24 protein-coding genes are annotated in these 22,159 nt (G+C 63.4%); 9 read left to right on the top strand and 15 right to left on the bottom strand.

What is annotated here, in order from left to right:
* Nucleotides 1-22: 22 nt before the first annotated feature.
* On the bottom strand, nt 23-757 hold the full coding sequence (locus tag AD664_RS05165; protein ID WP_053144876.1) for an SDR family NAD(P)-dependent oxidoreductase: 735 nt from the start codon (nt 755-757) through the stop codon (nt 23-25).
* Nucleotides 758-1,251: 494 nt separating this feature from the next.
* On the bottom strand, nt 1,252-1,458 hold the full coding sequence (locus tag AD664_RS05160; protein WP_047737977.1) for a 4-oxalocrotonate tautomerase family protein: 207 nt from the start codon (nt 1,456-1,458) through the stop codon (nt 1,252-1,254).
* Between the two features lie 126 nt (nt 1,459-1,584).
* Between AD664_RS05160 and AD664_RS05155 the strand changes: the two genes are divergently transcribed.
* Nucleotides 1,585-2,508, top strand: coding sequence for a LysR family transcriptional regulator (locus AD664_RS05155; RefSeq protein ID WP_053144874.1), 924 nt, complete (start codon nt 1,585-1,587; stop codon nt 2,506-2,508).
* A 56-nt stretch (nt 2,509-2,564) separates the two neighbouring features.
* Here the strand turns inward: AD664_RS05155 and AD664_RS05150 are convergent, their stop codons facing one another.
* The gene (locus AD664_RS05150; protein ID WP_047737980.1) at nt 2,565-2,999 is read right to left on the bottom strand and encodes a nuclear transport factor 2 family protein; all 435 of its coding nucleotides are present in this window, start codon (nt 2,997-2,999) and stop codon (nt 2,565-2,567) included.
* A gap of 646 nt (nt 3,000-3,645) precedes the next feature.
* Complete coding sequence (locus AD664_RS05145) at nt 3,646-4,536, bottom strand: LysR substrate-binding domain-containing protein (RefSeq protein ID WP_053144872.1); 891 nt, start codon at nt 4,534-4,536, stop codon at nt 3,646-3,648.
* Between the two features lie 107 nt (nt 4,537-4,643).
* On the opposite strand from AD664_RS05145, the gene AD664_RS05140 reads away from it, so the two are divergent.
* From AD664_RS05140 to AD664_RS05130, 3 genes are all read left to right on the top strand, one after another.
* Nucleotides 4,644-6,041, top strand: a complete 1,398-nt coding sequence (locus tag AD664_RS05140; RefSeq protein WP_042731727.1) for an MFS transporter — start codon at nt 4,644-4,646, stop codon at nt 6,039-6,041.
* Nucleotides 6,038-7,312, top strand: coding sequence for a glucarate dehydratase family protein (locus tag AD664_RS05135; RefSeq protein ID WP_053144870.1), 1,275 nt, complete (start codon nt 6,038-6,040; stop codon nt 7,310-7,312). The genes AD664_RS05140 and AD664_RS05135 overlap by 4 nt, the downstream gene beginning before the upstream one ends.
* Before the next feature lie 344 nt (nt 7,313-7,656).
* Complete coding sequence (locus AD664_RS05130; protein ID WP_042731725.1) at nt 7,657-8,841, top strand: porin; 1,185 nt, start codon at nt 7,657-7,659, stop codon at nt 8,839-8,841.
* A 208-nt stretch (nt 8,842-9,049) separates the two neighbouring features.
* Here AD664_RS05130 and AD664_RS05125 read toward each other — a convergent pair whose 3' ends face one another.
* From AD664_RS05125 to nirS, 11 genes are all read right to left on the bottom strand, one after another.
* Nucleotides 9,050-10,546 (bottom strand): nitrite reductase, encoded by a 1,497-nt coding sequence (locus AD664_RS05125; RefSeq protein ID WP_053144868.1) that lies wholly within the window; start codon nt 10,544-10,546, stop codon nt 9,050-9,052.
* A complete protein-coding gene (cobA, locus tag AD664_RS05120) occupies nt 10,543-11,385 on the bottom strand; it encodes a uroporphyrinogen-III C-methyltransferase (RefSeq protein ID WP_053144866.1) in 843 nt (280 codons plus the stop codon). Before cobA ends, AD664_RS05125 begins: the two co-directional genes overlap by 4 nt.
* Nucleotides 11,386-11,422: 37 nt before the next feature.
* Complete coding sequence (gene nirJ / locus AD664_RS05115) at nt 11,423-12,604, bottom strand: heme d1 biosynthesis radical SAM protein NirJ (protein WP_053144864.1); 1,182 nt, start codon at nt 12,602-12,604, stop codon at nt 11,423-11,425.
* Between the two features lie 26 nt (nt 12,605-12,630).
* Nucleotides 12,631-13,167, bottom strand: coding sequence for an Lrp/AsnC family transcriptional regulator (locus AD664_RS05110; protein ID WP_047737996.1), 537 nt, complete (start codon nt 13,165-13,167; stop codon nt 12,631-12,633).
* A complete protein-coding gene (locus tag AD664_RS05105) occupies nt 13,142-13,585 on the bottom strand; it encodes an Lrp/AsnC family transcriptional regulator (protein WP_053144861.1) in 444 nt (147 codons plus the stop codon). The genes AD664_RS05110 and AD664_RS05105 overlap by 26 nt, the downstream gene beginning before the upstream one ends.
* Nucleotides 13,578-14,090 (bottom strand): Lrp/AsnC family transcriptional regulator, encoded by a 513-nt coding sequence (locus AD664_RS05100; RefSeq protein WP_053144860.1) that lies wholly within the window; start codon nt 14,088-14,090, stop codon nt 13,578-13,580. The genes AD664_RS05105 and AD664_RS05100 overlap by 8 nt, the downstream gene beginning before the upstream one ends.
* Nucleotides 14,071-14,544 carry an Lrp/AsnC family transcriptional regulator gene (locus AD664_RS05095; RefSeq protein WP_053145048.1) on the bottom strand — a complete coding sequence of 158 codons (474 nt, stop codon included), beginning with the start codon at nt 14,542-14,544 and terminating at the stop codon, nt 14,071-14,073. Before AD664_RS05095 ends, AD664_RS05100 begins: the two co-directional genes overlap by 20 nt.
* Before the next feature lie 2 nt (nt 14,545-14,546).
* The gene (locus AD664_RS05090) at nt 14,547-15,725 is read right to left on the bottom strand and encodes a cytochrome D1 domain-containing protein (protein ID WP_053144858.1); all 1,179 of its coding nucleotides are present in this window, start codon (nt 15,723-15,725) and stop codon (nt 14,547-14,549) included.
* Nucleotides 15,722-16,051, bottom strand: a complete 330-nt coding sequence (locus AD664_RS05085; RefSeq protein ID WP_053144855.1) for a cytochrome c — start codon at nt 16,049-16,051, stop codon at nt 15,722-15,724. The genes AD664_RS05090 and AD664_RS05085 overlap by 4 nt, the downstream gene beginning before the upstream one ends.
* Nucleotides 16,052-16,221: 170 nt before the next feature.
* Nucleotides 16,222-16,533: a c-type cytochrome gene (locus tag AD664_RS05080; protein ID WP_042732948.1), complete on the bottom strand. Its 312-nt coding sequence runs from the start codon at nt 16,531-16,533 to the stop codon at nt 16,222-16,224.
* A gap of 24 nt (nt 16,534-16,557) precedes the next feature.
* Nucleotides 16,558-18,099 carry a nitrite reductase gene (gene nirS, locus AD664_RS05075; RefSeq protein WP_234408026.1) on the bottom strand — a complete coding sequence of 514 codons (1,542 nt, stop codon included), beginning with the start codon at nt 18,097-18,099 and terminating at the stop codon, nt 16,558-16,560.
* Nucleotides 18,100-18,434: 335 nt separating this feature from the next.
* Between nirS and AD664_RS05070 the strand changes: the two genes are divergently transcribed.
* The 5 genes from AD664_RS05070 (at nt 18,435) to AD664_RS05050 (ending at nt 22,126) form a co-directional block, all read left to right on the top strand.
* Entirely contained in the window at nt 18,435-19,238 is an 804-nt protein-coding gene (locus AD664_RS05070) for a CbbQ/NirQ/NorQ/GpvN family protein (protein WP_053144851.1), read from the top strand.
* Nucleotides 19,222-19,806, top strand: a complete 585-nt coding sequence (locus AD664_RS05065; protein ID WP_053144849.1) for a cytochrome c oxidase subunit 3 — start codon at nt 19,222-19,224, stop codon at nt 19,804-19,806. The genes AD664_RS05070 and AD664_RS05065 overlap by 17 nt, the downstream gene beginning before the upstream one ends.
* A gap of 12 nt (nt 19,807-19,818) precedes the next feature.
* Entirely contained in the window at nt 19,819-20,076 is a 258-nt protein-coding gene (locus tag AD664_RS05060) for a cytochrome C oxidase subunit IV family protein (RefSeq protein WP_053144847.1), read from the top strand.
* Between the two features lie 178 nt (nt 20,077-20,254).
* A complete protein-coding gene (locus AD664_RS05055; RefSeq protein WP_042732967.1) occupies nt 20,255-20,695 on the top strand; it encodes a cytochrome c in 441 nt (146 codons plus the stop codon).
* A 3-nt stretch (nt 20,696-20,698) separates the two neighbouring features.
* On the top strand, nt 20,699-22,126 hold the full coding sequence (locus AD664_RS05050; RefSeq protein WP_053144845.1) for a cbb3-type cytochrome c oxidase subunit I: 1,428 nt from the start codon (nt 20,699-20,701) through the stop codon (nt 22,124-22,126).
* The last annotated feature ends 33 nt before the right edge of the window (nt 22,127-22,159 follow it).

The following is a 22,159-nucleotide window of genomic DNA, read 5'->3' as shown; positions in this document are numbered from 1 at the left end:
CCACACAGCGGGCAGTTGCTGCTCACCACTTGCCCGTGCTCATCCCGCCATCCACCGGCAGTACCACGCCGGTGGTGAAATCGGCTCCCGCCAGATAAAGCACGGCCTCGGCAATTTCCTCGACCGTCCCCACACGACCCGCCGGCGCCAGGTTGTCGAGAAACGCACGGTGCGCCGGGTCATGCATCGGCGTGTCGATGATCCCGGGCGCGACGGTGTTGACCTTGATGTGATGGGGCGACAACTCCAGGGCCAGGGCGCGGGTCATCTGGTTGACACCGCCCTTGATCAGCACCGGCAGCGCGGCCGGCACCTGGATATTGGGTTGCAGCGCCACCGAGGCGGAGATGTTGATGATAAAGCCCTGGCGACGGCCGATCATGTGCGCGGCCGCTGCCTGGCTGGCATACACGAGGCCCTTGAGGTTGGTGTCCAGCAGCGCTTCCAGGTCCTGGGGGCTGTACTCGATGAACGGCTTGGGCAGGAAGAAACCCGCATTGTTCACCAACCCGTCCATACGGCCGAAGACCTCGACGGCTTTGGCAACGACACGGGTAGAGGTGGCCGGGTCGGCAATATCACCGGCCACGCCAATGAACCGGTCGGTATGGTTGAGCTGGGCCGCAGCGGCGTCCAGCCCGGATTGAGAACGGGCATTGCCCACCACGTTATAGCCCCGATCCAGGAACGCCTTGACCAAGCCCAAGCCGATACCGCTGGAAGCGCCGGTGATGATGACGGTTTTGTTGATACTCATGAAATCGACTCCTGATCACTTGATTGAACCGCTGCGCCGGGAGCGGCGCGGGTTGTGCTCAGGGTATTGATGCACTCAGACTTGATAAATCAGGGTTCTGGTACTTGAGTTGATACCTCATGTAATCAATCCCAAACATCCACACAACCGAACTTTGCCGAAGATGGGGAGCAGGTTGAATCAATGCTGGGTGTGCCACTGTCTTCGCGAGCGAGCTCGCTCTCGCAATGGGACTTGCGGGGCAGTTGGAAGATATGGGTTGGCTGTCAGGTCGCCTTCGCGGGCAAGCCCGCTCCCACAGGGCCCCGCGCAGGCATGAACGAGCCAGGTCGGCTTTAAGGCCGTCTCGGGCATGCCGAGCCTGGGCGAGGCACCAGGGGGTGGGGCAAAGCGCTCTTGGTTAGTTTTGGCGGGTCCGGCTCCCGGTGTCTCAAAAAGCGGCCGTTATCGCAGCAATGGATAGGTACTCAATAAGGCCGCCATCACGAGCAGACTCACTCCTTCGGAAGACTTCGAAACTGCGTCGTCGTCATACCCGCGTATCCCCAGTTATCCGTATCCACCTCCTCGATCACGATATGGGTCAAGTGCGGGTCCTTGCCCAACACACGTTGAAGGGTCTCGGTGATTTCAGCGATCACCTGGGCCTTCTGCTCACGTGTCACGCCATCACGGGTAATTCGTACATTGACAAAGGGCATCTCGCACTCCTGCTGATGAACACGGGCGCAGGACCATTCCCACGCCACCGGGGCCACTGTATTTATACGCGCCAGCCTGATAAACAGGCCTCTGGAATCTTCAGTTGATACGCGGTGTAACGAATCATGAAGCGGCATTTCGAAGACCTGCAACTGGGCAGCATAGAACTGTTTTGCCTGGCGGCGGAGGCGGGCAGTTTCACGGCGGCGGCGCAGGTGGCGGGCGTCACTCCGGCGGCGGTGAGCCGTTCGATCTTTCGCCTGGAAGAACGCCTGGGCTCGCGCCTTTTCGTGCGTACCACTCGTAGCATCCGCCTGACAGAGGCCGGCAAGACCTATTTCGAAGAATGCCGGCAGGCGCTGACGCAACTGATCGAGGCGCAACAGGCAATGATGGGCGCCCAAGCGGTGCCCGCCGGGCCATTGCGCATCAGCCTGCCCACCACCTACGGTCACCACCGGATCCTGCCGTTGCTGCCGACGTTCCGGGCGCTGTACCCACAAGTCAGCGTGGACGTGCACCTGAGCAATCGCAACATCGATTTCGTTGCCGAAGGGTATGACCTGGCGATCCGCGTGCGGGCCCAGCCGGACTCCTCGATGATCGCCCGGCAGTTGGAAGACGCGAGGCTGGTGGTGGTCGCAGCGCCGGATTACCTGCGCAGGGCCGGCACCCCGCAGACCCTCGAAGACCTGGATCAGCACGAGTGCATCCAGTTCGAATTGCCCAGCAGCGGTCGACGGATTTCCTGGCTGTTCAAGGTCGATGGCAAGGACCGGGAGGTCTTTGCCCAAGGCCACTACGGTTGTTCGGACGATGTGTTGGGCGGTGTGACGCTGGCCAAGCATGGTGCGGGCCTGTTCCAGACCTACCGCTTCATCGTCGAACAGGAACTGGCGGACGGGCGCCTGGTGGAAGTGCTGCAGCCATTGGGTGGCCGCTCACGGCCCTTCACATTGCTCTATCCCCACGGCCGACACATGCCCCAGCGCGTGCGCGCCTTCATCGATTTCCTGTTGCAGTACCGCGAGCAGTGGGCCAAAACCTGAGGCGCTGTGGGAGCGAGCAGGCTCGCTCCCACTTCATGCGTGCACCTGGCCAATCATCAGAACTTGAACGCCTGCCGACCGATCAGCAGCCACTTACCGTCCTTCTGTTTCTGCCAGATCTGGAAGTTCTCGATTTCGGTCGGCACGATGTCGCTGCCCTTGATCGCCTGGGCCGAGAAATGATTACGCACCAGGGCGGTGTCGCCTGAGAGGGTGATCTTCTGGTTTTTCATCTCCAGGGTCTTGAACGCGCTCTTGCCGGTCTCGATGTCGGCGATGAAGGCTTTCTTGTCCTGGATGTTCCCGCTGGAATGCCCGTAGGTGAGGTTTTCGGCGGCCAATGCCTGGAGCTGGGGGATGTCCTTGTGCAGCATGGCCTGGGTCAGGTGGTCGACGGCCTGGGCCACATCCTGCTCGGCCGACGCCGCGGCAGTGGCCGCATAACCGCTGAACAGGCACAGGAAGCTGATGACCAATGTCGCTTTCTTCATGGATGTTTCCTTGTTTTTGTAGGTATGAGGAACGTCACGAGCGTTTTTGACTACGCTCATCGGTCATCGTACAACTACTTTAGGCGTGAGGATAGCGAAGGTTGTGCAGAGCCCTCTGGGGCGAGGCGCCGGACCGCTACGGTGGCTTGTTCCGTTGTTGGCTGTAATGAACAAAGATGCGTGAAACGAAAAAAGAGCCTGATATTCGCAATCAGGCTCGGACATGGGTAGAGCAATCCATTTTTTGGCTTCTGTCAGGAAAGTTAACCGACCTGATAGGTGTCACATAGTGCTGAAAGTTCAACTGAGTGCTCTCTGGAGTTCAGGTCTTTATAGTTAAGCCGTCCATCAAAAACAAGTTTGAAATACACGTTTTGACGTGAGCCGTCCTTACCTTCAATGAAGATCTTGTCGTCAGGACGATATTTACTGAAGTCTGCTTCAGTACACGTGTGGTTTCGCATTTTTCATTCTCCCAAGGTTGCGGAGAAACGATTGTTTTTTATTTCAACCGCACAGAGAACTGTCAAACTCGACAGTTTTATATAAGATTTTCAAGCGGTATCGGGTCGTTTTATTCGATTGCAGACACATTGTCTGAATCTGCCTGGCGGATCGTACAGTCGATGCACTCCTGGGGCGGACATTACCCGTGAACCGCCCCCCGAATCCCTTCCAGCAACATGGCGAACGCCGGGTTGTCGTTGTCTTCCCGCCAAATCAGATGCAGTTCGCTTTGCACCCCTTCGCCCAGGTCGATCTCGCGGAACACCACCTGCTTGAACACCACGCTGGTGGCACAACGGGGCACCAGGGCCAGGCCCATGCCCGCGTTGACCAGCGCCAGGATGGTCAGTGAGGAGCCGAGCCATTGCACGTATTGCGGCGCGACCCGGGCCGAGCGGAGCGTGCCGGTGAGCAATTCGTTGAACGGCGGATAGGCGGAATGGGAGTACATCAGGAACGGTTGCGCGTTGAGGTCCTGCACGCTCACGGTCTCGGCCTGGGCCAGCGGGTGCCCGGCCGGGACCGCCAGCACGAAGGGTTCGCGCACCAGGCATTCGGTGGCGTAGCCGGTTTCCAGTAGCGGCGAGCGGACGATGCCCAGGTCGATGCGCCGGGCGCGCAGGGCCTCATGCTGCTGGTAAGTGTTCATCTCCGACAGGACGATTTTGACCTGGGGCTGTTTCAGCCGCGCTTCGGCGATCACCTTGGGCAAAAATTCATACACCGCGCTGCCGACGAAGCTGATGGTGACCGAGCCGATGTCACCCTGGGCGAAGCGCCGGGCCGCCACGGCCGCTTGTTGGGCTTGTTCCAGCAGGTTCTGGGCTTCGAGGAAAAACGCCCGGCCGGCGGCGGTGAGCGCCACGCTGCGGGTGCTGCGGGTGAACAGTTCGACTCCCAGGTGATGTTCCAGCAACTGGATCTGCCGACTCAACGGTGGCTGGGTCATGTTCAGGCGTTCGGCGGCTCGACGGAAGTTGAGTTCGGTCGCCACGGTGGTGAAGCAGCGCAGTTGGGCCAGTTCAAACATTGATTCAATCCAGGTATCAATCAAGTGCCAAGTTAGATTAGACGGGAACAATCCCCGGCGTCCATCATCGTCCCGTTCCCCACAAAAACAATGATCGGGAGGCACCCTTGAACAACGTACCGGACTCCACGTCGGCGAGCACCCTGGCGCTCGCGGCGGCCAAGGTCAAACGTCACGTACTGCCGCTGGTGGTGGTGATGTTCATCGTCAACTACATCGACCGGGTCAACATCGGCTTCGTGCGCAGCCACCTGGAAACCGACCTGGGCATCGGTGCCGCGGCCTACGGCCTGGGCGCCGGGCTGTTTTTCGTCGGCTACGCGCTGTTCGAAGTTCCCTCCAACATGCTGCTGCAGCGCTACGGCGCGCGGGCCTGGCTGACCCGCATCATGTTCACCTGGGGCGCAGCGGCGATGGCGATGGCCTTCGTGCGCGGCGAGACCAGCTTTTACGTGCTGCGCTTTATCCTCGGCGCAGCGGAGGCGGGGTTCTTCCCCGGCATCATCTATTACTTCACCCAGTGGCTGCCGGCCAACGAGCGCGGCAAGGCGATGGCGATTTTCCTCAGTGGCTCGGCCATCGCCTCGGTGATTTCCGGGCCGGTGTCGGGCGCGCTGCTGCACGTCAGCGGGCTGGGCCTGCACGGCTGGCAGTGGATGTTCCTGATCGAAGGTTTCGCCTCCATTGTGTTGTGCGGGTTCGTCTGGTTCTGGCTGCAATCGCACCCAAGCCAGGCCAAATGGCTGACCGCTGAAGAGAAAGCCGTACTGACCGCCGCCATTGCCGAGGAACAACGGGCTCGGGAAGCGACCCAGGTGATCAAGCCGTCGGTGTTCAAGCTGTTGGCCGACCGGCAGATCCTGCTGTTCTGCTTCATCTACTTCTCCATTGCCCTGACCATCTACGGCGCCACGTTCTGGTTGCCGAGCATGATCAAGAAGATGGGCAGCCTGGGGGACTTCCAGGTCGGCTTGCTCAATTCCATCCCGTGGATCATCTCCATCGTTGCAATGTACGGCTTTGCCGCCCTGGCCGGGCGCTGGAAGTTCCAGCAGGCCTGGGTCGCGGTCACGCTGGTGATTGCCGCGTTCGGCATGTTCATGTCCACCACGGGCGGGCCGGTCTTCGCCTTCGTCGCGATCTGTTTTGCCGCGATCGGTTTCAAGGCCGCCTCGGCGCTGTTCTGGCCGATTCCCCAGGGCTATCTGGACGCTCGCATCGCGGCCGCGGTGATCGCGCTGATCAACTCCATCGGCAACCTCGGCGGCTTCGTCGCGCCCACGGCCTTCGGTTTCCTGGAACAGACCACCGGTTCCATCGAAGGCGGCCTGTATGGCCTGGCGATCACTTCGCTGATCGCCGCCGTGGTGATCTTTTTCGCCCGCACTTCACCGGGGCGCGACACACCCAACTCATTGTCCGGTCGGCCCGAACCCATCGCCGACGCCGATCAGCCGGAAAAACGCCAAGCCTTGAACCCTGGCCCATCGGGAGCCGCTGTATGAAGATCAAACGCGTCACGGTCACACCCATTGCATTTCGCGATCCACCGTTGCTCAACGCCAGCGGCATCCATGAGCCGTTCGCGCTGCGCTCGATCATCGAGATCGAAAGCGACAACGGTTACATCGGCCTGGGCGAGAGCTACGGCGATGCGCCCGCCCTGGCGATCCAGCTGCAACTCCAGGACCTGTTGATCGGCCTGGACCCGTTCAACCTCAATCGCTTGCGGGCCATTGTCGAGGCGACTGTCGCCGCGCAACGACCGGCCAGTGTCGCCGGTGCCGAACTGGCGCCGGGCTCCCATGCGAGTAAAGCGGTCAGCAATGCCTACTCGGCCTTTGAAGTGGCCTGCCTGGACCTCCAGGCCCATTACCTGAACGTGCCGCTGGTGGATCTTCTCGGCGGTGCGATCCGCGATGAAGTCCCGTTCAGCGCGTACCTGTTTTTCAAGTACGCCGAGCACATCGATTCGCCGTACCCGCCAGACAGCTGGGGCGAGGCCTTGAATGAGCAGCAGATCGTCGCCCAGGCCCGGCGCATGATCCAGGCGTATGGTTTCAAGAGCATCAAGCTCAAGGCCGGCGCCCTGGAGCCCGAGCACGAAGTCGCCTGCATCAAGGCGCTGAAGCAGGCGTTTCCCGGCTACCCGCTGCGCATCGATCCGAACGCCAACTGGTCGCTGGAGACCTCCATTCGCATGGCCGAGTTGCTCGGCGATGACCTGCAGTATTACGAAGACCCGACGCCGGGGCTGGAGGGCATGTCCGAACTGCACAAACGCACCGGCCTGCCGTTGGCGACCAACATGGTGGTCACCGATTTCGACGAGTTCCGACGCAGCGTGGCGCTGGACAGCGTGCAGATTGTGCTCGCGGATCACCATTACTGGGGTGGCCTGCGGGACACCCAGGCACTGGCGAAAATGTGCAGCACCTTCGGCCTGGGTGTGTCGATGCATTCCAATTCGCACCTGGGCATCAGCCTCATGGCCATGGCCCACGTCGCGGCAGCGGTGCCGAACCTGGACTACGCCTGCGACACGCATTACCCCTGGCAGGAACCGGATGAAGAAGTGATCAAGGGCGGCAAGCTGCCGATCGTCGACGGTTGCGTGAAGATCACCCGGGCTCCGGGCCTCGGGCTGGAGCTGGACCGCGATCAACTGGGCAAGCTGCATGACCAGTTCCTCAGTTGCGGCATCCGCCAGCGTGATGATGTGCGGCAGATGCAGCGCTACCGGCCGGACTGGAAGACCGTCAAGCCGAGGTTCTGAGTCCAAGAAGGCGGCCTGCTGCGCAGGCCAACGGGAGCAAGCCTGCTCACCACAACAGCCATGTCACACCCACCTGTGGGAGCGGGCTTGCTCGCGAAGGGGCCGTTACATCCAATATCGCTATTGACTGGCACACCGCATTCGCGAGCAAGCCCGCTCCCACAGGTGGTCAGGGTTGGGCCTGAAGTATTGCACCTGCGGGCATCGCAGTCTTACACCCAAACTGCCGCTTCAAACCCGCGCCACCAAAGCACTCGCCAATTGCCTCCAAGGCAGCGTATGGCGCCGCCCACGGCCTTTCGATAATCGCCTCCGACATCCCGTCCCACGTCGCGGAGCGCGCCATGCACAACAATAAAAATACCCGCCATCGTTTTTTGCCTGCGGTCATCGCCAGTCTTTCGACATTCGGCCTGACGCCCTGGGCCCAAGCCGAAATCATGCTGTACGACAAAGACCAGACCACTTTTTCCACTGACGGCTACATCAACGCCTTCTACGTCAACAGCGACGTGGACCGGGCAGGGGAGCAGTATGACCGGCGCCAGGCGCGGGTGAAGATGGGCTTCCTGCCCAACTACCTGGGCTTCAACATGGGCAAGCAGGTCGATGACCTCAAACTGGGCGCTCGCGCTTCGTTCTGGGTGACCATCAACGACAGCGAGACCAACGGCACCGATACCGCCATCGACGTGCGGCAGTTCTACGGCACCGTCGCCAACCCGGAGTGGGGCGAGGTGCTGATCGGCAAGGACTTCGGCCTGTTTGCCCGCTCCAACATCCTGCTGGACGAACTGCTGGCCGGTTATGGCCAGGTCAGCGATACGCTGGGGCTGGTGGACGGCGGCGGAGTCTCGTTCGGCAACATCGGCAGCGGTTACCCGTATCCGTTCCCGACCTCGCAGATCACTTACCGAACGCCGGTGATGGAGGGGCTGCGGGTGGCGGTGGGGATCATGGACCCGGTAGACACCAACGACAACAGCGCCACCGGCAAGGCCTACCAGGAAAACCCGCGCACCGAGAGCGAGATCACCTACCAGTTCGACCTGGGCGGGGCGAAGATCTACAGCTGGCTCAACGGCAGCTACCAGACGTCGGACAATACCGATTCCAACGTCGAGTCAGTGACCTCCAAGGGCCTGGGCTACGGCGTGCAGGCCAAGATGGGGGGCTTGTCGCTGACCGGCTCGGGATTCCAGGCCAAGGGCATCAACCCGTTCTTCACCAACAATGCCGGCGAAGCCACGTTGCGCAATGTCGACAGCAAGGGCTACCTGTTGCAGGGCTCGTACAAGCTGGGCAAGAACCGCCTGGCGTTGTCCTACGGCAAGACCGATGACGACGGCAACGGGGTGGTGGGCAGCGGCGCCGATTATGAAACCCGTGGCATCGCGCTGTTCCATGACGTCAACGACAACCTCAAGCTCGTGGCCGAGTACAACCAGTTCGAAATCAACGGCCACGACACCAGTGCCCAGAATGAAGACACCGATACGTTTGCGGTGGGTGCGGTGCTCACCTGGTAAGGGTGATCCTCTTCAGCTGAGGTGTGTGAGGTCGGTTTTGGGACTGCTGCGCAGTCCAGCGGGAGCAAGCTCCCTCGCCACAGGATTGCATCCGTATTCAAAAATGCAGTCGAACGCTACTTTTGTGGCGAGGGAGCTTGCTCCCGCCGGGGCGCGAAGCGGCCCTGAGGCTGATTGATATTGGGGGCTGCGCATCAGCCCCCTTTTTTCAGTGAGACGTCCCCTCGGCAAACTCGATCTTGTTCCCCACGTTGTACTTGCCTGAAGGCTTGTTCATGGGCAGGCGCTTGATCTCCTGGAGGGTGTTGCTGTCGTAGACGATCAGCGCCCCATCGGTGGCCCAGATGCTCAGCAGCAGGTAGCGTCCGTCGCGGGTGAATTCGACGTGGGCGGCGGTCTTGCCGGGCACGGGGCGCAGGGTGTGGGCGATTTCCAGGGTCTGTTTGTCGATCAGGTGGATGGCATCGTTATCGGGGCCGAAGAAAACGTCGGTCCAGGCGTAGCGCGAATTGGCGTGGCTGCGCAGGAAGAAGCCCGGCCCCAGGGTCGGGATCTGCTTGATGACTTTCCAGGTGTCGAGGTCGATCACCGAAATCAGCCCTTTGCTGATGTTCGGCGTTGCGAGCACCCAGTGGCCGTCACGCCGCCAATAGGTGCCCGAGCCCAGGTGCGGCATGCCCGGCAGGGCAATGTCGGTGACCACCCGGCCATTGTCGAGGTCGATCACCTGTCCGCCCTGGGCCTTGCGCGAGGTGGCGAGCAACTGCCGGTAATCCGGCGAGAAGGAAAAGTCATCCAGGTAATCCTCGGCGTCGATGCGCCTCGGCACGAAATCCGGGTTCGGACCGGTGGGCAGCTCCCAGACCTCCTTCACATCCTTCAAGGCGACGATGAAGCTGTTGCGGGGCGGGGCGGTGTACACCGCGCTCACCCGTGACGCCTGTCCGTCCCGGCCCAGGGTGGCGATGGTCTTGACCAGCGACAGGTCCCGGGCGTCCAGCACCGCCAGGCTGCCGGGCAGGTAGTTGCCCACCAGCACCCAGCGCCCGTCCTTGCTCACCGCCAGGTTGCGGGTATTGAGGCCGGCCCGCACTTCGGCGATCAGCTTGAGGTTGTGCAGGTCGTACAGGCTGATCCAGCCGTCCCGGGAGGCGAGGTAGACGAAGCGTCCGTCGGGAGAAAATTTCGGCCCACCGTGTACCGCGAAGTGCGAAGCGAAGCGGGCCAGCACCTCGAAACGGTCACCGTCGACGACATCGACGTGATGGTCACCCGCTTCCACTACCACGAACAGGTTCAGTGGGTCGGCCTTGTGCTGGGGGGTGGTCGGCAGGCTGGCGAGGTCTTCGAGCACCCGATGGCTGCGGCGAATGTCATCCTCGTCCCAGCGCGGCTCGACCGCGGGGGGACGCTGGAGGTACTGCACCAGGCCCTCGATCTGCGCGGCATCGAGCACGCCGCCGAACGCCGCCATCTGGCTGGCCGGACGCCCCTGGGTGATGACCTCGCGGATCTCGTCAGGCTTGATCCGGCTCAGGCTCTGGGGCAACAGCGCCGGCCCGGCGCCACCGATGCGGTTTACACCGTGGCACTGCTGGCAGTGCTGTTGGTAGTTACGTTCGGCCTGGTCCAGGTCGGGAGCCGTGGCGACGGCGCCCTGGGCCGCGCCGATCCACAGCCAGGGCAACCACCACCAGCGCTTCACAGCGCCACCTTCGCGGCAGCGGTCCGGGCCTGTGCCACGGGGTGAAGGTGTGCCGGATGGTGCAGCGGCTGATGGGCGAACAAGTCGACCACCTTGCCGATCACGGTCAGGGTCGGCAGGCCTTCGGCGCAGGCCTGGGCCATGCTCGGCAGTTGCTCGACGGTACCGCGTAGCACTTGCTGGTCGGGACGCGTGCCATTGCAGATCAATGCCGCCGGGGTCCGGCCGGCCAGGCCGGCCTCGATCAACCGCGTGGCGATGGTGCCCAGGTTCGACAGGCCCATGTAGAACACCAGGGTCTGGCTATCATCCGCCAGGCTTTGCCAGGGCAGGTCCAGATCGCCTTCGCGTTGCAGGTGGCCGGTGATGAACCGGCAGGAATTGACGAAATCCCGGTGTGTCAGGGGGATGCCGGCGTAGGCCGTGCAACCGGCCGCGGCGGTGATGCCGGGCACCACCTGGCAATCGATGCCCCGGGCCAGCAGGTATTCCAGTTCTTCGGCGCCACGGCCGAAGATGAACGGGTCGCCGCCCTTGAGCCGGACCACGCGTTGGCCCTGGTCGGCCAGGTCGGCCAGCAGTTCGTTGATCTGCGCCTGGGGCAGGCTGTGACAGCCGGCGGCCTTGCCCACGTAGTGCCGGGCGCAAGTCAGGGGAATCAGGCCCAGCAGTTGCGGGCTGATCAGGCGGTCATAGACCACGGCATCGGCCTGCATCAACAGGCTCCAGGCACGCAACGTGAGCAGGCCCGGGTCACCGGGGCCGGCACCGACCAGGGCGACTTCCCCCGGTCTGAATGGCGATTGCAGGGCAACGGGTAGAACGATGGGGGCAGGCATGGGACTTCCTTGGTTCGGTAGCATGTTCGCCGTTGGCTCAGCGAGCGACAGGCAGGGCAACGCTGGGAATGGCGTGCAGGCCGATTTCGTCGTCGCTGAGGTGGCAACCGGGGTCCTGGCCCCACAGGTCGCCGTCGGCCCAGGCGCGGGTGCGGGTATTGCCGTTGCAGATGGCCAGCCAGCGGCATTGCCCACAGCGGCCGCCTACGGCCCGTGGATGTTCACGCAGCTTGTGCAGCAAGGCGTCGGGGCGGTCGAGCCAGAGCGTCTTGAACGGGGTCTGGCGGACATTGCCCACCGAGTGCTGCCACCAGTAGGTGTCGGGGTGGACCTCGCCGGTGTTGTCGATATTGGCAATGCCGCTGCCCGACGCGTTGCCGCCCCAGGCCCGCAGCATCTGCTCCAGCGCGGCGTAGTGCTGGGGCAACCGGCGGCCGACCCATTGCAGCAGCAAGATGGCATCGGCGTCGTTATTGCCGCTGACGAAGTCGCTGTCGTGCCCCTGCTCGATGTCGCGCCAGGCCCGCTCGAAGATCAGGGTCATGGCCTCGCGGCTCATCTGTTGGTGGGCGTCGAGTTTGCGGCTGCGCTTGCCCCGGCCGCTGTAGTTGAGGTGCGACAGGTAGAATTTCTGCACGTCGTATTCGTTCATCAGGTCCAGCAACCGGGGCAACTGGGCGTGGTTCTGCTGGGTGAGGGTGGTGCGCAGGCCGACCCGGATCCCTTGCTCGCGGCACAGCCGGATGGCCGCCATGGAGCGGGCGAAACTGCCCTTGAGCTGGCGGAAGGCATCGTGGGTGGCCTCCAGGCCGTCGATGCTGATGCCGACGTAGTCGAACTGCGCCGCGCCGATCTGCTGGATGTTGTCGGCGTCGATCAGCGTGCCGTTGCTGGACAGGGCGAGAAAGAAACCCTTGTCGCGGGCGTAGGCGCAGAGCTGGAACAGGTCATCGCGCAGCAACGGTTCGCCGCCCGAAAGGATCAGCACACGCACGCCAGCGTCATGCAGGTCGTCGATGACCTGGAGCGCCGCCGGGGTGTCCAGCTCATCGCGAAACACACTGTCGGCGGACGTGGCGTAGCAGTGCTTGCAGGTCAGGTTGCAGCGCCTGAGCAGGTTCCAGATCACCACGGGCGGCCTCAGGCTGCCCGGTGGCACGGTGCGCGGAGCCGGGCAGTGGCCGGCCAGGGCGCGCAGGTAGTGGCTGATCCTCAACATAAAACGCTCCTTGAGTCGACGCGGGCTCAGCGTGTGCCAGGCGACAGGCGCAGGCCGGTTTTTTTCAGGATCCGGCTGCTCACCAGCATGTCATCGGCGCGACAGGCGTCCCCCAGCAGGTAGCGCAGGTGATCGCGGTAGCTGTCGATTTCCTCGCGGCTGCGGCCGTGGACCATGGCGAACAGGTTGTAGCGCCAGCCAGGCCGGCGCGGGCGCCGATAGCAGTGGCTGACGAAGGGCTGGGCGCCCAGCAGCGCACCGAGGCGCGGCATGTCGGCGTCGGCCACGTCCCAGACCGTCATGCCGTTGTGGCGGTAGCCCAGGCGGTAGTGATTGGGCACGGCGGCAATGCGCCGGATCGCGCCTTCGGCCTGCAAGCGCTTGAGCAGGTCGAGGGTCGACTCCACGCTCAGGCCCAACTGCTCGGCCAGCCAGCTCCACGGGTCTTCGAGCAATGGCAGGCCTTCCTGGGTCAGCTCCACCAGGCGCAGCGCCAGGGAGGTTTCAGCCTGGTCAGGTGGTGCGTCCAGGTGCGACTCAGAGGGGGAAATACAGGCCGACATGGTAGGTCTCCTCTTTGGGCAGGTTCAGCGGCACCAGGCCGGTCAGGCGTTCGATCCGCAGCAGGCTGTCGTGGATCGCCTGTTCACTGGGGCAGGCCAGCACGAACCACATGTTCCAGCTGTGTTCGCGCCGGTAGTTGTGGGCCACCTCGGGCATGTCCGCGAGCAGCTCGGCGATGGCGTCGAAGCGGGCTTCGGGCACCGCCAGCGCTGCCAGGGTGAAGGCGCCGCCCAGGCGATCGATGTCGAACATCGGGCCGAAGCGCGTGAGAACGCCGTCGTTGAGCAGTTCGTGCAAGCGGTCGAGCAGTTCGGTTGCGCTGCTGCCCAGTTCGCAGGCCAGTTCCTGCCAGGGATGGCGCACCAGCGGCAGGCCCAATTGCAGGCGGTTGATCAGGCGTCGATCCAGGTCATCCATCGATCCGTGCTCCCACGGGTGGGGCGAAGCGCCCGCCGCATTGTTTGAACAGGTGCGTGCTGAACAGCAGTTGATGAGGCAGGTCGTCCAGCAACTGCTCGGCCAGCAGCGCCTGGACCTGGGCCTCGACACGGTCACGCTGGCGCCCGTGGATCATGCAGAACAGGTTGTACTGCCATTGGGGCAAGCGCCGCGGGCGTTGGTAGCACAGGCTGATGCCCGCGGCCTGGCCGAGGCGCCGACCGACCTCGTCGACCAGGGCGTCCGGCACGTCCAGCACCAGCATGGCATTGGCGGTGAACCCCAGGGCGCGGTGATTGACCACCAGCCCGACGCGCCGGAACAGCCCCTGTTCGTGCCAATGCTGCACCTGGTCGAGAACCTGCTGTTCACTGGCCTGGATCTGTTCGGCCAGGGCCTGGAACGGGCGCGGTGTCAACGGCAGTCCGGTTTCCAGTGCGCGGCGCAGCGCCAGCGACTGTTGCTCACTCAAGGGGTTTTGCATGGGAGGCCTCCAGGGCAAAGCCCAGGTCGATGCGGTAGGCGGTCAGCATGGGCAGGTCCAGGGGCGTCAGGCCGGTGTCGTGCTCCAGCTCCTGGAGAATGGTGTCCAGGTGGGCACGGTTCGGACCGGTCAGCACGAACCACAGGTTGTAGCGGTGTTCGCGTGCGTAGTTGTGATTGACTTCCGGGTACTGGCTGATACGCGATGCGACCTGATGCAGGCGGTCTTCGGGCACCGCCAGGGCGGCGAGGGTGCTGGCCCCGGCGCGGGTGTGTTCGAACACCGGGCCGATCCGCGATAACGCGCCGGCCTGGTGCAGGGACTGCAAGCAATCGAGCACCTGGGCCTGGGTGCAGCCCAAGGCCTCGGCCATGGCCCGGTAAGGTTCGGCGCACAACGGCAGGCCATGCTGGAAACGATCGATCAGGCGCCGGGCCAAGGGGTTCGCGGTCATGCTCAATACCCCGGTTTGTGCGCGCGGCTGCTGAAGAAAATGCCGCTGGGGCTCAGGGCGGGCAAGCGGCCCAGGCGTTCAAGCCGATAGGGGTCCCAGACCTGCACGTCGCCACCATCCCGGGCCGACAGCCACAGTTGGTCTCCCCGGGCGGTGAACTCCATGTGCAGCACCGCAGGCCCTGGTCGCAGGTCCGCGACAATGGCGTGGGTCTGGGTGTCGATGACCTGGACGCGGTCGTTGTCCGGGTAGGCGAAGTTGACCCACAGCTGCCGGCCGTCCGGACGCGCAGTGACGAACACCGGTTGTCCGCCCACCGCGATGGCGTCGGTCTGTCGCCAGTCGCGAGCATCCATCACCAGCACCTGGTGATGGCCGACGGCGGGCACGAAGGCTTGCTGGTCGGCGATGGCCCAGCCTTCCAGGTGAGGCATCTTGTACACCGGCAGCCGGGCCTGGCCGCGTCCGTAGTGCCCCAGTACGCGTTTTACGCCGCGCTCCGGATGCCACAGGTCGAGTTGGGCCATGCCGTCTTCGCCGAACAACCCGGCCATGTAGTAGCGCCCGTCCGGGGAGATCAGTGCGTCGTAGGGTTGCTGGCCGATGCCGGTGAAACGCTCGATGCGCGGGTTGAGGCCCTGGCTGAAGTCGGCCGTCCAGATTTCGCCGGTGTCGAACAGGCTGAACACGAAGCGCTGCCCCGGCGCATCCACCAAGCCGACCACGCGTGAGCGCTTGTCCCCGCCAGGCAATGGCGTGGCGGGAATGTCGGCGACCTGGTCCAGGGTGGCGGCATCGAACACCTTGACACCGCCAGGCTCGTAGTTTGAGACGGCGATCAGCTTGCCGTCCTGGCTGATCGCGCCGCCGATGCTGTTGCCGCCCTGGACGATGCGTCGCTCGATGCGCGCGGTCAGCAGGTCGACCTTGCTCAAGCCGCCGTCCCGCCCGAACACGTAGGCATAGCGTTGGTCGCGGGAGAACACCACCGAGGCGTGGGACAGGTCGCCCAGGCCTTCGACGCGGGCGAGGGCGGTGCGGGTATCGCTTTCGATGATTTGCAGGCTGCCCGTGGCGCGTTCGACCACCACGCCCAGGTCGCCGGTGCCGCGAAGCGGTGCCTGGGTGCAGGCACAGAGCAGCAGGGCGAGGGCCGATGAAGTCAGCAATGAACGGATCATGAGGCAGGTTTTCCTTGAAGAAGCCGGTCCACCAGCCAGCGGATGTCGTCGGGGCCGAGCAGGGGTGCCCAGCCAGGCATGGCGCTGCCGGGGCGACCCAGGGTGACGGTGGCAATGAGGCTGTCGCGGGACTTTCCGGCCAGCGCGGCGTGGGTCAGCGGTGGACCGAGGCCGCCGGTCAGGTACAGGCCGTGGCAGGCGCCACAGTCCTGGTCCAGCAGGTGTTGCAGTTGGGCTTGACGCTGCGGGTCGGGAGAGGCCTGCGCGCCGATGGAAAAACCGAGGAGCAGGGCGGTCATCAGGGTTGTTGAGCTGTGTCGTTCCATGACGCCTCCTGAATTAAAGCGGTGTACGGTCCCGTGGCGAGGGAGCTTGCTCCCGCTGGGCTGCGCAGCAGCCCCCCAGGGTTGGCCTGACACACTGAGTCGTCAGGTTGTGATTGGGGCTGCTTTGCAGCCCAGCGGGAGCAAGCTCCCTCGCCACGGGTCTTGTGGGGTTACTTGAGGGTCAAGACCCACGCAGCCAGGGTCTTGGCTTCTTCTTCAGTCACCGGGTTGGCCGGCATCGGCATGGGGCCCCAGTTGCCTTGCGTACCTTCCTTGATGTGCTTGGCAAGCACGTCCTGGGCTCCGGGCACGTTGGCGTTCTTCGCTGCGACGTCCTTGAGGGCCGGGCCCACTACCTTGGTGTCGATGGAGTGACAGGCCGCGCAGGGCTTGCTCTTGAACAGCGTCGGACCGTCTTCGGCCAGGGCCGGTTGCAGGCTGGCGGCCGCTGTCAGGGCCAGTGCGATCAGAATAGGCTTCATGGTTTTTCCTCTTATTGATGGAGCTCAATAGATGTCGTGTTGGGTGTTGTAGACGTTGAATTTGCCGGTGGGCGTGATCAGGCGCTTGTCCTTGATCACGTTCTTGACCTTGAGGGTCTTGTCGTCGATCACCACCAGGGCCGACTCGTCGTCCTGGCCGCTCCAGACCGAGAACCAGACCTCATCGCCGGCCTTGTTGTATTCCGGTTGCACCACGCGCAGGGCGCCTTTCTTGATGCCGGCGTATTCGGCAATCGGCAGCACGGTGTAACCGGCATCGAGCTTGTCGATGTTGAACACGGCCACCGACTGGCTGAGCTTGGCGTCGGGGCTCAAGGTGGTGTCGACGTACAGGTGCCGGGACTCGGGGTGCGTCTTGATGAACAGCGAACCGCCACCCTGGCCTTGCAGCGAACCGACCTGTTTCCAGGCGTATTGCGGGTGATTGACCGGGTCGGTGCCGATCAGCGAGACGCCGGCATCGCCCAGGTGACTGGTGGCCCACACCGGCCCATAGAGTGGGTGGTTGAAGTTGGCGCCGCGTCCCGGGTGCGGGGTCTTGCCGACGTCCACCAGGGCGGTGAGCTTGCGCTCCTTGGAGTCGATCACCGCGACCTTGTTGGAGTTGTTGGCGGCCGTCATGAAGTAGCGATGGCTGCTGTCCCAACCGCCGTCATGAAGGAACGGCGCAGCGTCGATGCTGGTGATGGTGAGGTTCTTGATGTCCTGGTAATTGACCAGCATCACCTTGCCGGTTTCCTTGACGTTGACGATGAACTCCGGCCATTCGTGAGAGGCGATGATGGCCGCCACGCGTGGTTCGGGGTGGTACTGCTGGGTGTCGACGGTCATGCCGCGGGTCGAGACGATCTGCTTCGGCTCCAGGGTCTCGCCGTCCATGATGGTGAACTGCGGCGGCCAGTAGGAACCGGCGATGGTGTACTTGTCTTCGTAGCCCTTGAACTTGGAGGTTTCCACCGAACGGGCTTCGATGCCCACTTTGATTTCCGCGACCTTGGTCGGCTCTTTCGGCCACAGGTCGATCATGTCGATCTTGGCGTCCCGGCCGATCACCAGCAGGTAACGCCCGGACGCCGAGATACGCGAGATGTGCACCGCATAACCGGTGTCGATCAGCTTGACGATCTTCTTGCTGTCGCCGTCCACCAGGGCGATCTTGCCATCGTCACGCAGGGTCACCGAGAACAGGTTCTGCAGGTTGAGGGTATTGAGTTGCCGGGTCGGGCGGTCTTCAGGCTTGACCAGCACTTTCCAGGTCTTGAGGGTCTCGGCCATTCCCCATTCCGGTGGTGTCGGCGGGGTGTGCTGGACGAACTTGGCCATCGTCGTGATCTGTTCTTTGGTCAGCGCATTGGAGGTGCCCCAGTTCGGCATGCCGGCGGCCGAGCCGTAGGTGATCAGCGCCTCCAGGTAGGCCTGGCCACGGGCCTGGGTGATGTCCGGTGTCAGGGGCTTGCCGGTGGCGCCTTTGCGCAGCACGCCATGGCAGCCGGCGCAGCGCTGGAAGTAGATTTCCTTGGCCGCGTCGAAGTCGGCCTGGCTCATGTCGGGCGCCCCTTCGGTCTTGACCAGGCGCGGCTGGTCCGGCGCGGGGTCGTTGGCAAAGGCGTGGGCGGCGATCAGGGCCGTACATAACGCCCCGACCCTCAAGACCCACGATTTTTTGTGGCTGATCAGCATTCCATTTCTCCTCAGGCATGACCTGCATGGTGTGCCGTAACAGGCGTTCGGCGCGCAGGTTCTGGGTGCCCTGCAAGGCTATGCCCAGGCCGGTGCTTGATCGCTTGACGGCGATCAAGTTTGCCCGCCGCAGCCCTTGCCAGGTTGTCGCAGGGCCCCGTAGCGTGGGCGGCAATCGAGTTGCCTGATCAGGTCCTGTCATGAACGCCATCCACTCTCTGCAACAGCCGGACGAACCCTTCTACCAACCCCAGGACAACGAGCAGGCGCTGTTCGAGCAGGCCTGGCAGCACCGCATGCCGGTGTTGATCAAAGGCCCCACCGGTTGTGGCAAGACCCGCTTCGTCCAGCACATGGCCCATCGCTTGAAACTGCCGCTGTACACCGTGGCCTGCCACGATGACCTGAGCGCCGCCGACCTGGTGGGCCGTCACCTGATCGGCGCCCAGGGCACGTGGTGGCAGGACGGCCCCCTGACCCGCGCCGTGCGCGAGGGCGGCATCTGCTACCTCGACGAGGTGGTCGAGGCGCGGCAGGACACGGCCGTGGTGCTGCACCCGCTGGCCGATGATCGTCGGCAGTTGTACCTGGAGCGCACCGGGGAAGTGCTCCAGGCGCCGCCATCGTTCATGCTGGTGGTGTCGTACAACCCCGGTTACCAGAACCTGCTCAAAGGCATGAAGCCCAGCACTCGCCAGCGTTTCGTGGCGATGCGCTTTGACTATCCAGCGGTCGCCGATGAAGAGCGCATCGTCGCTCGCGAGGCCGGCGTGCAGTTGCCGCTGGCGGCCCAGGTGGTGCGCTTGGGGCAGGCGCTGCGCCGACTCGACCAGCACGACCTGGAGGAGGTGGCTTCCACGCGCCTGCTGATTTTTGCCGCGCGCATGATCGGCGCCGGGATGGACCCGCGCCAGGCCTGCCTGGCTTGCCTGGCCGAGCCCTTGAGCGACGACCCGCAGACGGTTGCCGCGCTGATGGAAGTGGTCGATGTCCACTTCGGCTGAAACCCCGGCCACGCCCCGGCGTTTGCCGGGGGACCTGGCGATGTGGTTTTTCATCCTCGCCGAATTGTCGGTGTTCGCGCTGCTGATCCTGGCGTTCACCGTCGCCCAGGCGCTGGACCCACAGACGTTCAGCGAAGGCCGTCATCTGCTGGATCGCTCCACGGGCCTGGCGATGACCCTCAGCCTGCTCACCGCCGGGCTGTTCGCCGCGCTGGCCCAGGAGCAGGTCAGGCGCGACCGGCCGCGTCACGCCGCACGGCTGCTGTGCGTGGCATTGCTGCTCGCCTGCGGCTATGTGGGGATCAAGCTCACGGAGTACGCCCATCTGTTGGCGAACGGCCTGGGGATGGAGCACAACACATTCTTCACGTTGTACTGGATCCTCACCGCGTTTCACTTTCTCCATGTGTTGCTGGGCATGGTGATCCTCGCCTGGCTGGCCGAGGGGTGTCGGCGACGTCGCTATCGGGCGCAGCGCAACAGTGGGCTGGAATCCGGCGTGCTGTATTGGCACATGGTCGATCTGGTCTGGGTGCTGCTGTTCCCGGTTGTCTACATCCTTGATTGAGCGGAGGTGCTCATGTCGGCTTCCCGTGTCCTGATCGCCTGCTGGATGACGCTGGCCGTGTTGAGCGCCGGCACCGTTGCCCTGGGCCAGATCGCGGCGACCGGGCTGGTGTCCATCGCCATCCTGGTGGTCGCGGTGACCAAGGCCTGGCTGATCGCCGACGGCTTCATGGAGCTGCGCCACGCGCCGCGATTGTGGCGGCGGCTGGTGTTGAGCTGGGCTGCGTTGCTGGCGACCGTTATAGGGATCGTCATCTCTCGCACGATCTGAATCCCGGCGCACCTCCCATTGTGGCGAGGGAGCAAGCTCCCTCGCCACAAAAGCTTGCCTGTCTTTCGGACTGTGCCGGAACAACCCACCAAAACCATCGGAGATTCTTGATCGCCATCAAGCGGTTTCGAGGGGCTCGCTTCCTAGAATGAACACGCCAAGCAATGAGGAAGTGACCATGTCAGATACCTTCACCAAAGGCATGGCCAGGAATATTTACTTCGGGGGAAGCGTGTTCTTTTTCCTGATATTCCTGGCCCTGACCTACCACACGGAACAGACCTTTCCAGAACGCAGCAACCAGGCGCAGTTGACCGAATCGGTGATTCGCGGCAAGGGCGTCTGGGAGCGCAACAACTGCATCGGCTGCCATACGCTGCTGGGCGAGGGCGCGTACTTCGCGCCGGAGCTGGGCAATGTGGTCAACCGCCGCGGCGGCGATGAGGCGTTCAAGCCGTTCCTGCACGCGTGGATGAAAATGCAGCCGCTGGGCGTGCCCGGTCGCCGGGCCATGCCGCAATTCAACTTGAGCGAACAGGAGGTCGACGACATCGCCGAGTTCCTCAAGTGGAGTTCGAAAATCAACACCAATGGCTGGCCGCCAAACAAGGAGGGCTGAGAGATGAGCATGGCTAATCCGCATCTGAAATTCGCCTCGCAGGCCGTTGCCAAACCCTATTTCGTGTTTGCCCTGATGCTGTTCCTGGGGCAGGTCCTGTTTGGTTTGATCATGGGCTTGCAATACGTGGTCGGCGACTTCCTGTTCCCGCTGATCCCCTTCAACGTGGCCCGCATGGTCCACACCAACCTGCTGATCGTCTGGCTGCTGTTCGGCTTCATGGGCGCGGCGTACTACCTGATACCGGAGGAGGCCGATCGCGAACTGCACAGCCCGAAACTGGCGCTGGTGCTGTTCTGGGTGTTTGCCGCCGCCGGGGTGATGACGATCCTGGGCTATCTGTCGGTGCCGTATGCGACCCTGGCGAAAATCACCGGCAACGACCTGTTGCCGACCATGGGCCGTGAGTTCCTTGAGCAACCCACCATCACCAAGATGGGCATCGTGGTGGTTTGCCTGGGGTTCCTCTACAACATCGGCATGACCCTGCTCAAGGGCCGCAAGACCACCGTCAGCATGGTCATGATGACCGGCTTGATCGGCCTCGCGGTGTTCTTCCTGTTCTCCTTCTACAACCCGGAAAACCTCGCCCGCGACAAATACTACTGGTGGTGGGTGGTGCATCTCTGGGTCGAAGGCGTCTGGGAACTGATCATGGGGTCGATGCTCGCCTTCGTGTTGATCAAGATCACCGGCGTGGACCGCGAAGTGGTGGAAAAATGGCTCTACGTGATCATCGCCATGGCGTTGATCACCGGCATCATCGGCACGGGTCACCATTTCTTCTGGATCGGCGCGCCGCAGGTCTGGTTGTGGGTCGGTTCGATCTTCTCGGCGATGGAACCGCTGCCGTTCCTGGCCATGGTGATCTTCGCCTTCAGCATGGTGCGCAACCGTCGTCGTCATCACCCCAACCGCGCCGCCACGCTGTGGGCCAAGGGCACCACGGTCACCGCGTTCTTCGGTGCCGGTGTCTGGGGCTTCCTGCATACCTTGGCGCCCGTGAACTACTACACCCACGGTTCGCAACTGACCGCGGCCCACGGCCACCTGGCTTTCTACGGGGCCTACGCGATGATCGTGATGACCTTGATCAGCTACGCCATGCCACGCTTGCGCGGGTTGGGGGAGGCGGCCGACGAGCGTTCGCAGAAACTGGAAATCTGGGGCTTCTGGCTGATGACCCTGTCGATGGTGATGATCACCTTGTTCCTCACCGCCGCAGGTGTCGTGCAAGTGTGGTTGCAACGCTGGGCGGTGGACGGCAGTGCCTTGCCCTTCATGGCGACGATGGATCACCTGCGGCCGTTGTTCTGGGCGCGTCTGATCAGTGGCGTCGGTTTCCTGCTGGGGCTGCTGTGCTACCTGCTCAGCTTCCGTCAGCGTGGTCGTGCCGCCCTGCGTGCACCGGCCGCCGTGGTGCCGTCATGAGTCGCCACAACGACTAAGCCGAACGCATGTGTG

The sequence above is a fragment of the Pseudomonas sp. P97.38 genome (assembly GCF_001269745.1).
GTDB lineage: Bacteria > Pseudomonadota > Gammaproteobacteria > Pseudomonadales > Pseudomonadaceae > Aquipseudomonas > Aquipseudomonas chlororaphis_E.
Note: the sequence above shows the minus strand (reverse complement) of the source record. Positions and strands in the feature narration are given on the sequence as shown.

Excerpts from the sequence above, each read along its gene's own strand:
- AD664_RS05165 (WP_053144876.1), bottom strand. The coding sequence starts at position 757 with ATGAGTATCAACAAAACCGTCATCATCACCGGCGCTTCCAGCGGTATC.
- AD664_RS05160 (WP_047737977.1), bottom strand. The coding sequence starts at position 1,458 with ATGCCCTTTGTCAATGTACGAATTACCCGTGATGGCGTGACACGTGAG.
- AD664_RS05155 (WP_053144874.1), top strand. The coding sequence starts at position 1,585 with ATGAAGCGGCATTTCGAAGACCTGCAACTGGGCAGCATAGAACTGTTT.
- AD664_RS05150 (WP_047737980.1), bottom strand. The coding sequence starts at position 2,999 with ATGAAGAAAGCGACATTGGTCATCAGCTTCCTGTGCCTGTTCAGCGGT.
- AD664_RS05145 (WP_053144872.1), bottom strand. The coding sequence starts at position 4,536 with ATGTTTGAACTGGCCCAACTGCGCTGCTTCACCACCGTGGCGACCGAA.
- AD664_RS05135 (WP_053144870.1), top strand. The coding sequence starts at position 6,038 with ATGAAGATCAAACGCGTCACGGTCACACCCATTGCATTTCGCGATCCA.
- AD664_RS05130 (WP_042731725.1), top strand. The coding sequence starts at position 7,657 with ATGCACAACAATAAAAATACCCGCCATCGTTTTTTGCCTGCGGTCATC.
- cobA (WP_053144866.1), bottom strand. The coding sequence starts at position 11,385 with ATGCCTGCCCCCATCGTTCTACCCGTTGCCCTGCAATCGCCATTCAGA.
- nirJ (WP_053144864.1), bottom strand. The coding sequence starts at position 12,604 with ATGTTGAGGATCAGCCACTACCTGCGCGCCCTGGCCGGCCACTGCCCG.
- AD664_RS05110 (WP_047737996.1), bottom strand. The coding sequence starts at position 13,167 with ATGTCGGCCTGTATTTCCCCCTCTGAGTCGCACCTGGACGCACCACCT.
- AD664_RS05105 (WP_053144861.1), bottom strand. The coding sequence starts at position 13,585 with ATGGATGACCTGGATCGACGCCTGATCAACCGCCTGCAATTGGGCCTG.
- AD664_RS05100 (WP_053144860.1), bottom strand. The coding sequence starts at position 14,090 with ATGCAAAACCCCTTGAGTGAGCAACAGTCGCTGGCGCTGCGCCGCGCA.
- AD664_RS05095 (WP_053145048.1), bottom strand. The coding sequence starts at position 14,544 with ATGACCGCGAACCCCTTGGCCCGGCGCCTGATCGATCGTTTCCAGCAT.
- AD664_RS05090 (WP_053144858.1), bottom strand. The coding sequence starts at position 15,725 with ATGATCCGTTCATTGCTGACTTCATCGGCCCTCGCCCTGCTGCTCTGT.
- AD664_RS05085 (WP_053144855.1), bottom strand. The coding sequence starts at position 16,051 with ATGGAACGACACAGCTCAACAACCCTGATGACCGCCCTGCTCCTCGGT.
- AD664_RS05080 (WP_042732948.1), bottom strand. The coding sequence starts at position 16,533 with ATGAAGCCTATTCTGATCGCACTGGCCCTGACAGCGGCCGCCAGCCTG.
- nirS (WP_234408026.1), bottom strand. The coding sequence starts at position 18,099 with ATGAGCCAGGCCGACTTCGACGCGGCCAAGGAAATCTACTTCCAGCGC.
- AD664_RS05070 (WP_053144851.1), top strand. The coding sequence starts at position 18,435 with ATGAACGCCATCCACTCTCTGCAACAGCCGGACGAACCCTTCTACCAA.
- AD664_RS05065 (WP_053144849.1), top strand. The coding sequence starts at position 19,222 with ATGTCCACTTCGGCTGAAACCCCGGCCACGCCCCGGCGTTTGCCGGGG.
- AD664_RS05060 (WP_053144847.1), top strand. The coding sequence starts at position 19,819 with ATGTCGGCTTCCCGTGTCCTGATCGCCTGCTGGATGACGCTGGCCGTG.
- AD664_RS05055 (WP_042732967.1), top strand. The coding sequence starts at position 20,255 with ATGTCAGATACCTTCACCAAAGGCATGGCCAGGAATATTTACTTCGGG.
- AD664_RS05050 (WP_053144845.1), top strand. The coding sequence starts at position 20,699 with ATGAGCATGGCTAATCCGCATCTGAAATTCGCCTCGCAGGCCGTTGCC.